This is a genomic window from Rhodococcus sp. NPDC058521 (assembly GCF_042719695.1).
Taxonomy (GTDB): domain Bacteria; phylum Actinomycetota; class Actinomycetes; order Mycobacteriales; family Mycobacteriaceae; genus Rhodococcus_F.
The window spans coordinates 134,932-141,406 of sequence record NZ_JBHXNL010000011.1 but is presented as its reverse complement, the minus strand read 5'-3'; the positions used below and the strand labels follow the sequence as shown (position 1 = coordinate 141,406).

Annotated in this window: 6 protein-coding genes and 1 pseudogene; 2 read left to right on the top strand and 5 right to left on the bottom strand. The window is 64.9% G+C overall.

Translation table 11 applies throughout. From position 1 onward, the window contains the following. The 3 genes and pseudogenes from ACFWO3_RS16985 to ACFWO3_RS16975 all read right to left on the bottom strand — a co-directional run. Positions 1-214: pseudogene (locus ACFWO3_RS16985) on the bottom strand (IS481 family transposase); the annotation flags it as partial. A 141-nt stretch (positions 215-355) separates the two neighbouring features. After that, positions 356-1,123, bottom strand: coding sequence for an SDR family NAD(P)-dependent oxidoreductase (locus ACFWO3_RS16980; protein WP_378579808.1), 768 nt, complete (start codon positions 1,121-1,123; stop codon positions 356-358). 80 nt (positions 1,124-1,203) lie between these two features. Continuing rightward, on the bottom strand, positions 1,204-2,991 hold the full coding sequence (locus ACFWO3_RS16975; RefSeq protein WP_378579806.1) for a CocE/NonD family hydrolase: 1,788 nt from the start codon (positions 2,989-2,991) through the stop codon (positions 1,204-1,206). A gap of 187 nt (positions 2,992-3,178) precedes the next feature. On the opposite strand from ACFWO3_RS16975, the gene ACFWO3_RS16970 reads away from it, so the two are divergent. Both ACFWO3_RS16970 and ACFWO3_RS16965 read left to right on the top strand, forming a co-directional pair. After that, positions 3,179-3,682: a hypothetical protein gene (locus tag ACFWO3_RS16970; RefSeq protein ID WP_378579804.1), complete on the top strand. Its 504-nt coding sequence runs from the start codon at positions 3,179-3,181 to the stop codon at positions 3,680-3,682. Next, positions 3,669-4,211, top strand: coding sequence for a hypothetical protein (locus tag ACFWO3_RS16965; RefSeq protein ID WP_378579802.1), 543 nt, complete (start codon positions 3,669-3,671; stop codon positions 4,209-4,211). The genes ACFWO3_RS16970 and ACFWO3_RS16965 overlap by 14 nt, the downstream gene beginning before the upstream one ends. Before the next feature lie 10 nt (positions 4,212-4,221). On the opposite strand, the gene ACFWO3_RS16960 is transcribed toward ACFWO3_RS16965, so the two are convergent. Beyond that, on the bottom strand, positions 4,222-4,716 hold the full coding sequence (locus tag ACFWO3_RS16960; protein ID WP_378579800.1) for an LppA family lipoprotein: 495 nt from the start codon (positions 4,714-4,716) through the stop codon (positions 4,222-4,224). A 38-nt stretch (positions 4,717-4,754) separates the two neighbouring features. Further along, on the bottom strand, positions 4,755-6,452 hold the full coding sequence (locus ACFWO3_RS16955) for an alpha/beta hydrolase (protein WP_378579828.1): 1,698 nt from the start codon (positions 6,450-6,452) through the stop codon (positions 4,755-4,757). Between the last annotated feature and the right edge of the window lie 23 nt (positions 6,453-6,475).

Here is a 6,475-nt window from a genome sequence, read left to right as displayed (position 1 = left end):
GCGTGCGGAGCGGACTCGAGGAGGGGCGGCGGGACCTCTCGGTCCACCGACCCTCCTCGAGGATCCGTTTGCGGTGACGATACGCGGTGGCGCGGGCGATACCGTTCTCCGCGCACCAGGCTTTGAAGCTACCGTCGAACATATCGGCATCTCGCTCGTGGGCAACCTTCAACGACGCATCGAGCAGCTTCATGCGGGCATCCGATCTGGCCATGGATCGTCCATAGCCGGTCTCAGGTGCCCACGCTCACCTCCACAGCAGCGTGTCGCACATCTGGGTAGACATCTCGTGTCTCACATGTCCCCAGACTGAACAGAGTCCCTGGACTCGCTAACCGCTCACAGGCGAATGCCTTTAGCGCGGCGCCATACGGAGAGCGCCATCCATACGTATGGTCTCACCGTTGAGGTAGTCGTGCTCCGCGATCATCTGCACGAGCTGTGCGTATTCGGTGGGCTTGCCGAGTCGCGACGGGAACGGCACTCCCGCCTCGAGGCCTTTGCGGTACTCGTCGGTGACACCCGCAAGCATCGGGGTGTCGATGATGCCGGGTGCGATCGTGTTGACGCGGATACCGAACTGCGCGAGATCACGGGCTGCTGGAACGGTCATGCCGTGCACGCCGCCCTTCGATGCGGAGTACGCGATCTGTCCGATCTGACCCTCGAACGCCGCCACCGACGCGGTGTTGACGACTACACCGCGTTGGCCGGATTCGTCGACGGTGTCCGTCTTGGAGATGACATCCGCGGCGAGACGCATCACGTTGAACGTGCCGAGCAGGTTGACGGTCAGAACCGTGCGGAAGAGCTCGAGGTCGTGCGGGCCCTTCTTGGACAGAATGCGGCCGGCCCAGCCGACACCGGCGCAGTTGACGACGATGCGCAGCGGAACACCCGCCTCGCCGATCTTCTCGAGAGCGGCTTTCACGTCGTCTTCGCTGGTGACGTCGGCGGGAATGAGGGTGACGCCGTCGGGGACGGTGTCACCGGCGCGTTCGATGGACTGCGCGAGATCCAGACCGAAGACGGTGGCGCCTGCATCCGCAAGACGCTTGGCAGTCGCGGCACCGAGGCCTGACGCGCCCCCGGTGACCAGTGCAGCGGTTCCCTGAATTTCCACGTTCGCTCCTCGTTCTCAGGCGACCTTCGGACGGGTCGTCTCTGGTGACTTGCACCATAACGCGAAGAGATTGTGATCGGTCACCGGGTGACGGGAAGCACAAGCGGTCCGGACCCCTCACTGATCAGGGTCACGGCGGTCGACTCGAGCCCGCCGCGGAAACTGACGTCCCCGCCCGCCACCTCCAGCCTGATCGAGTGCCCGGCATCGAACCGGTGCACGATTGCAGGCAGTGTGACGGGAACAGGAGCCGAGGGATCGGTGATCCGTACCGGCATGACGAGGCCGTTGATCAGGGTGGCCGTGCCGTCCTCGGCCACGTCGTACAGCTTGACGAACACCACGGGTTGGCCCGGAGACCGAACCCGCAACGTGACGGTGGAGATGCCGACGACTTCGAGTGGATCGGGGAGAGGTTTTGTGGTCCAGCCGGTTTGGGATCCCGGTAATGCGAGCGACGGAACCGGGTCGGCCGGTTTGGGGTCGGGCGCTTCGAGCCCGGTGGGCAGCCCGGCGACCCCCGTCGTGATGGTCGTCGCGCCCGGTACGACGCCGACGGGTGAATCGACGAGCCGCCCGTCGCCGGAGAGATGGAACTCGCGGTCGACGCCCACCGGATACGAGGAGCTCGAGGCGTAGGCAGGTTCGGCATTGCCGTCGTACTCCACCCAGTTACGGAAGTACGAGAACTGAGGTCCGGTGTCGGTGCCTGTGCCCTTCAAATGGTGATCGAACCAATCGAAGATTCGTCCTGTCTCATACTGGGTTTCGGGATCCGGCGCGGTGAAACTGAACTCGCCCGGCGCCGGGGTGAGATTGCTGTGACCCCAGGAGTGCCAGATCATCTTCGTCTCGACACCGCGTGTCCGCAGTTCGTCGTACGTGGCGACGGCCTCGTTGAGGTCGAAGAGGGTGTCCTTTTGGCCTTGCGCGAGCAGAACCGGGATGTTGATTCGATCGATGTAGCTGACGACGGAATCCGCGCGGAGCTGTTCGGTGACCGCAGGATCGAGATTCCCGATCGTCGCTGCCTCCGTGATGGCAGTGCACATGAACGGCTGAAAATTGGGGCAGTCGGCGGCTCGTGCCGGATCCGCCGCGTACCCGGCGACCTGGGGATTGGTCACCCCGCTCATGAAGAGCGCGGACGCGAACATGATCTTGGCAGCGCCGGGTACCGCTGTGGACGCACCGGACACGACCGAAGTCCCGTTGGGTGTCAGCGAGTACGGCAGGTCGTTCCACGTGATCATCGGAACGATGGTGTCGATCCGCGGATCGGTGGCAGCGGCCGCGAACTGAACCCCTCCGCCGTACGATCCGCCCACCATCCCCACACGTGGGTCGTCGACGGAGGAGTTGCCCTGGTTGTCGCGGCTGTCGCGCTCGACCACCCTCAACGGAGCGAACGGCTGCGTGAGTTCAGGGTCGGTGAAGGCGATTCCCTCCGCGCCACCAAGGAAACTCACCAGTTGCGCGGCCGCGCGGCCGTCGTACTCGGGGCTGTCTAGCGAGATCTTGCAGGAGCTGCCACCGAAGCCGAGTCCGGAATAGGTCAGTGCCGCATAGCCGTTCATGGCGAACGTGCGTGCGAGCGGAATCTGCCCCTTGTAAGAACCGCCGAAGCCGTTGGTGGTGAGGATTGCGGGGACGCGCGCGGATTCGGACGCGGAGTCCGGAAGGACGAGTTGGCCGACGATCGTGCACGGCTGAGACTCGTCCGGGCCGACGTGAACGGAGAAATAGAGAAGTTGTTCCGTGTACCCGGGCGGTTGGGCCGTGCCGACCGCAGGCAAGGCGCCGGCCTGGAGAGCCGTGGCCGCAGCCACGAAAAGCATCGAAACCAGAACGCGGAAACCTTGGCGCATCGTGCACCTTCCCGTCGAGTCGGTGTAACCGCCTGACCTCGAAGGATAGTCGTTCGTGGCGCTGCGAGTCGGCGCTTTCGTGGCTTTGCCGGAACGCGAAGAGGTAACGACACCACGCGGTAGGTCGATGTTTCGGGCAGATCCTGACGGACGAATCCGCACAGCACACGAAACTGGGAGCACGCACATGCGCATCGCACGACGTTCGAAGTTCGGGATTGCCGGGGGTATCGCTGCACTGGGCGTGGCGACAGCATTGGCGCCCACCGCATCCGCAGACCCCGCAGGGCCCACGATCGGCCCCGAGCCCGTGTCCGTCTACCAGATCCCCGCAGTAGGACTGGCAGTGAGTGGCCTGGTCGTCCCCGGCCCTTACTCCGCCTCCGTGCAAGCCGAGACGGCTGCGGTACCGGGCGAGACGACGTTCTCCGTTCCGTTCAGTCCGGAGCTGTGCGCGACGAGCGCGGGCGGCGTGGTGATCCACGTCAACTACCTGAACGTGACGAGCGGTGACCGCGGAACTGCTGTGGTCAAGCCGTGCCCGGACTTCCTCGAGCCCGCTCCCACTCACGTCACCGTCCGTACCGGATCGGGACCCGTCGCCTTCGCCGTAGCAGTGAAGGGCACGCACTACCGGCCCGATGCAGGCCAGCCGTCGACACTCGGCGTCGGCGGGTTTGTCGCCCCCTGAACCTACGAATGATGTTGAATCGGAGCATGCCTGCCCTGACACGACTGCGCATTGCCACGCTGGGGCCCTCTCGGCTCTCGGCGCGGCCACAGCTCTCGCATCGCCGGTTACCGCAGATCCGATCGGCCCCGTCATCGGCCCGGCGCCGATACCCGTCCATCAGATCCCGGCGACCGGCCTGTGGGTCGACGGGCTACCCGTTCCGGGCGCCTACTCGGGTTCGGTACTGGCACAGACCACTGCCGTTCCGGGGGAAACCCGCTTCTCGACGGCTTTCAGCCCGGACGTGTGTGGCACGACTGCCGGTGGCGCGATGCTGCAGATCAACTTCCAGAACCTCGGAACCGGTGACCACGGCAGCATGCTTCTCAAAGCGTGCAACTACTTCCCGGACCCGGCGCCTGCCCATGCGTCCGTGCGAACCGGAACGGGGCCGGTCGTGTTCTCGGTGTCCGTAGCGAGCGCGAACCTTGCCCTCAACAAAGGCCAACCCACACTGCCGGGAACGGGCGGATTCGTAGCCCCCTGACCGGGCCCTACTACTCGTACCTGCAGCCCGTCGTTCCCCGGATCGACGATGCCTTGTACGTGCCGAGGGTGATCTTGTTGCCGTCCTCACTCTCGAAGGTCACGTCGTGGTGGCCCGGTTGATCCGTCTGCACGTCGCGTCGATCCATGCCGGCTTCTGCAGCGACACGTGCCGCTGCGTCCAGAACGGCGTCCCAGACCTCGTCACGGATGGGCAGATCTGCCCCGAACAACTGCGTGGTGACCGATACGCCATCCGTGTTCGAATACGGGCCGGAACAGGTGCCTTGGCTCCGGTCGTAGCTCCAGTTCCATCGAAGCTCGGGCGCGATGGCAGTCGCGGCGTCACCGATCCGGACAACCGTGTCCGTGACCAGCTGTTCGGACTCCGCGAGAGTGGGCCAGCCGTGCATTCGCTCGGCGGCAGCCGCCACCTCGGTGTCTTCGAAGTTGTAAGGGTTCTCGCTCACGTCACCACATCCGCCCATCAGGATCGCCGTGCTCACCACCGCGACCAAAGTTCCTGTTCGCCCGAACCGATTCATCACCGCACCGCCAGATCCGGAAGACCAGCGATGATCACTGCCATGTTGTAGCCGGACGTGCGGAGCTCGCCGTTTGCACTCGACCGCGGATACTCGCTGTGCCCGTTGGAGTCCTCGCGGAGCACACCATCTTTCGTGGTTGCCTCACGCGTGGACAGCTGTTCGAGATCGGTCTGCACCGGGTCGGGGCCGAGCTTTCCGAACCCGTCGACGTAGCTGATGGGATCGTCGGGAGTCCGCATGACGAAGCCGTGGCCGTCCTTCAACCCGAGATCCGACTCGTCGTTGGCGTTGATGCCCGGCGATCCATAGAAAACGGCGTCGTCGACCGGCTGACCCGGCGAAGGGTCCTGCAGTGCGAGGGCCTGCGTGTACGAGCCATACGAATGGCCCAGCGCAGTCAGGTGTGGATCCGGCGTCTGGGAGGCGACGTCGAGGCCCTCGTAGAAGGACGCGAGCTTCGGCGCACCCGCCGCTGCCCGGTCCGACTGCCAAGAATCGACGAGCCAGCCACGCCCGATGGCCTGATCCGTGAACGGCACCCTGAAGTTTCCCGGCCCTGTCGTAGTGGGTGGTTCGTAGCCCAACCAAGCGACCGTCGCCACCGTTTCGTTCCCTCGGCCCGCGTTGTGCAGCTGCTGCTCGGTTTCCGTCTTCAGTGCCTTGCCCTCACTTGTCATACCTTCGAGCGACTCGATGGTGGTGTTGATCCCCGGCGTGGTGACCGCGATGTGATCGGCGGTGTCGGGGTCGCCCAGAGCGAATGCCGCCATCGACCTCTCCCCGGACGTCATATCGAGGAGCATCAGCTTGCCGTCCGGATTCTTCTCGACGATCTGCTCGAGTGTGTCCAGGTCCTTCAGTTTCTGTTCCGTGTACCAGAGCTCGGCATCCTTGTTGCTGAACGTGCCGCCGAACAGATTGGCATCCAGCTCGGCCCTCAGCCGATCCCGTTCGGCTTCCAACCTCGAGCGCTCGTCGTCGATCCGATTGGCGTTGGCTTCGTGCCGAACTCCCGCAGGAATGCCGTCGCGATTGCCGACCCATTCGGGACGTTCGGCCAGTATCTCCGCACGCTGGGCCTCCGGGAGGGCTTCCCAGTACTCACGATTCTCGGTGTGCGACGCGTCCCTCGGTGGCATCGGGGCGGTGAGTTCACCCTGCTCTGCGCCCCTGGCGTTTGCTTCGCCGGTGGTCTTCGCGTTCCCGGCATCGATCTCGCCTGCCGCCGCCCTGGCCAGGATGGCTGCCGCATCGGCGTCGATGTCCGCGGCCTGGCGGAGAAGGGCGCGTACGCCGGCTTCGAGTTCCGCCCTCGCGGTCTCTCGCTCGGCAGCTTCCTCGGCCGGGTGCCTCGGGTGGTCGGTTACATCGGTGACGTGCCCCGAGTCGGCGACGTCGAATCCGTTGGTGGAGGCGAAGTTGGTCAGTTCGCTCAGTTCGGCCTTCACATGCCTGAGCGCCGCCGCAGATTCGTGCGCACACTCACGGACCGCACCGATTGTCGCGGCCTCGTCGGTGAGCCTGTCGGACGTCAGCTGGAACGATCGTCGCGCCGCCTCTGCTGCGGTGTCCGACCAGGACGGCAGCCGACCGATCTCGACGATGCGCTGTTGCACGTCGGTGACCGTCGTCAGCCGACCGGACAGCGACTCTTCCAATTGTTCGAGTACGACGACGTCCCACTCACGAATCATTCTCAGATCCACGATCCCCCCAA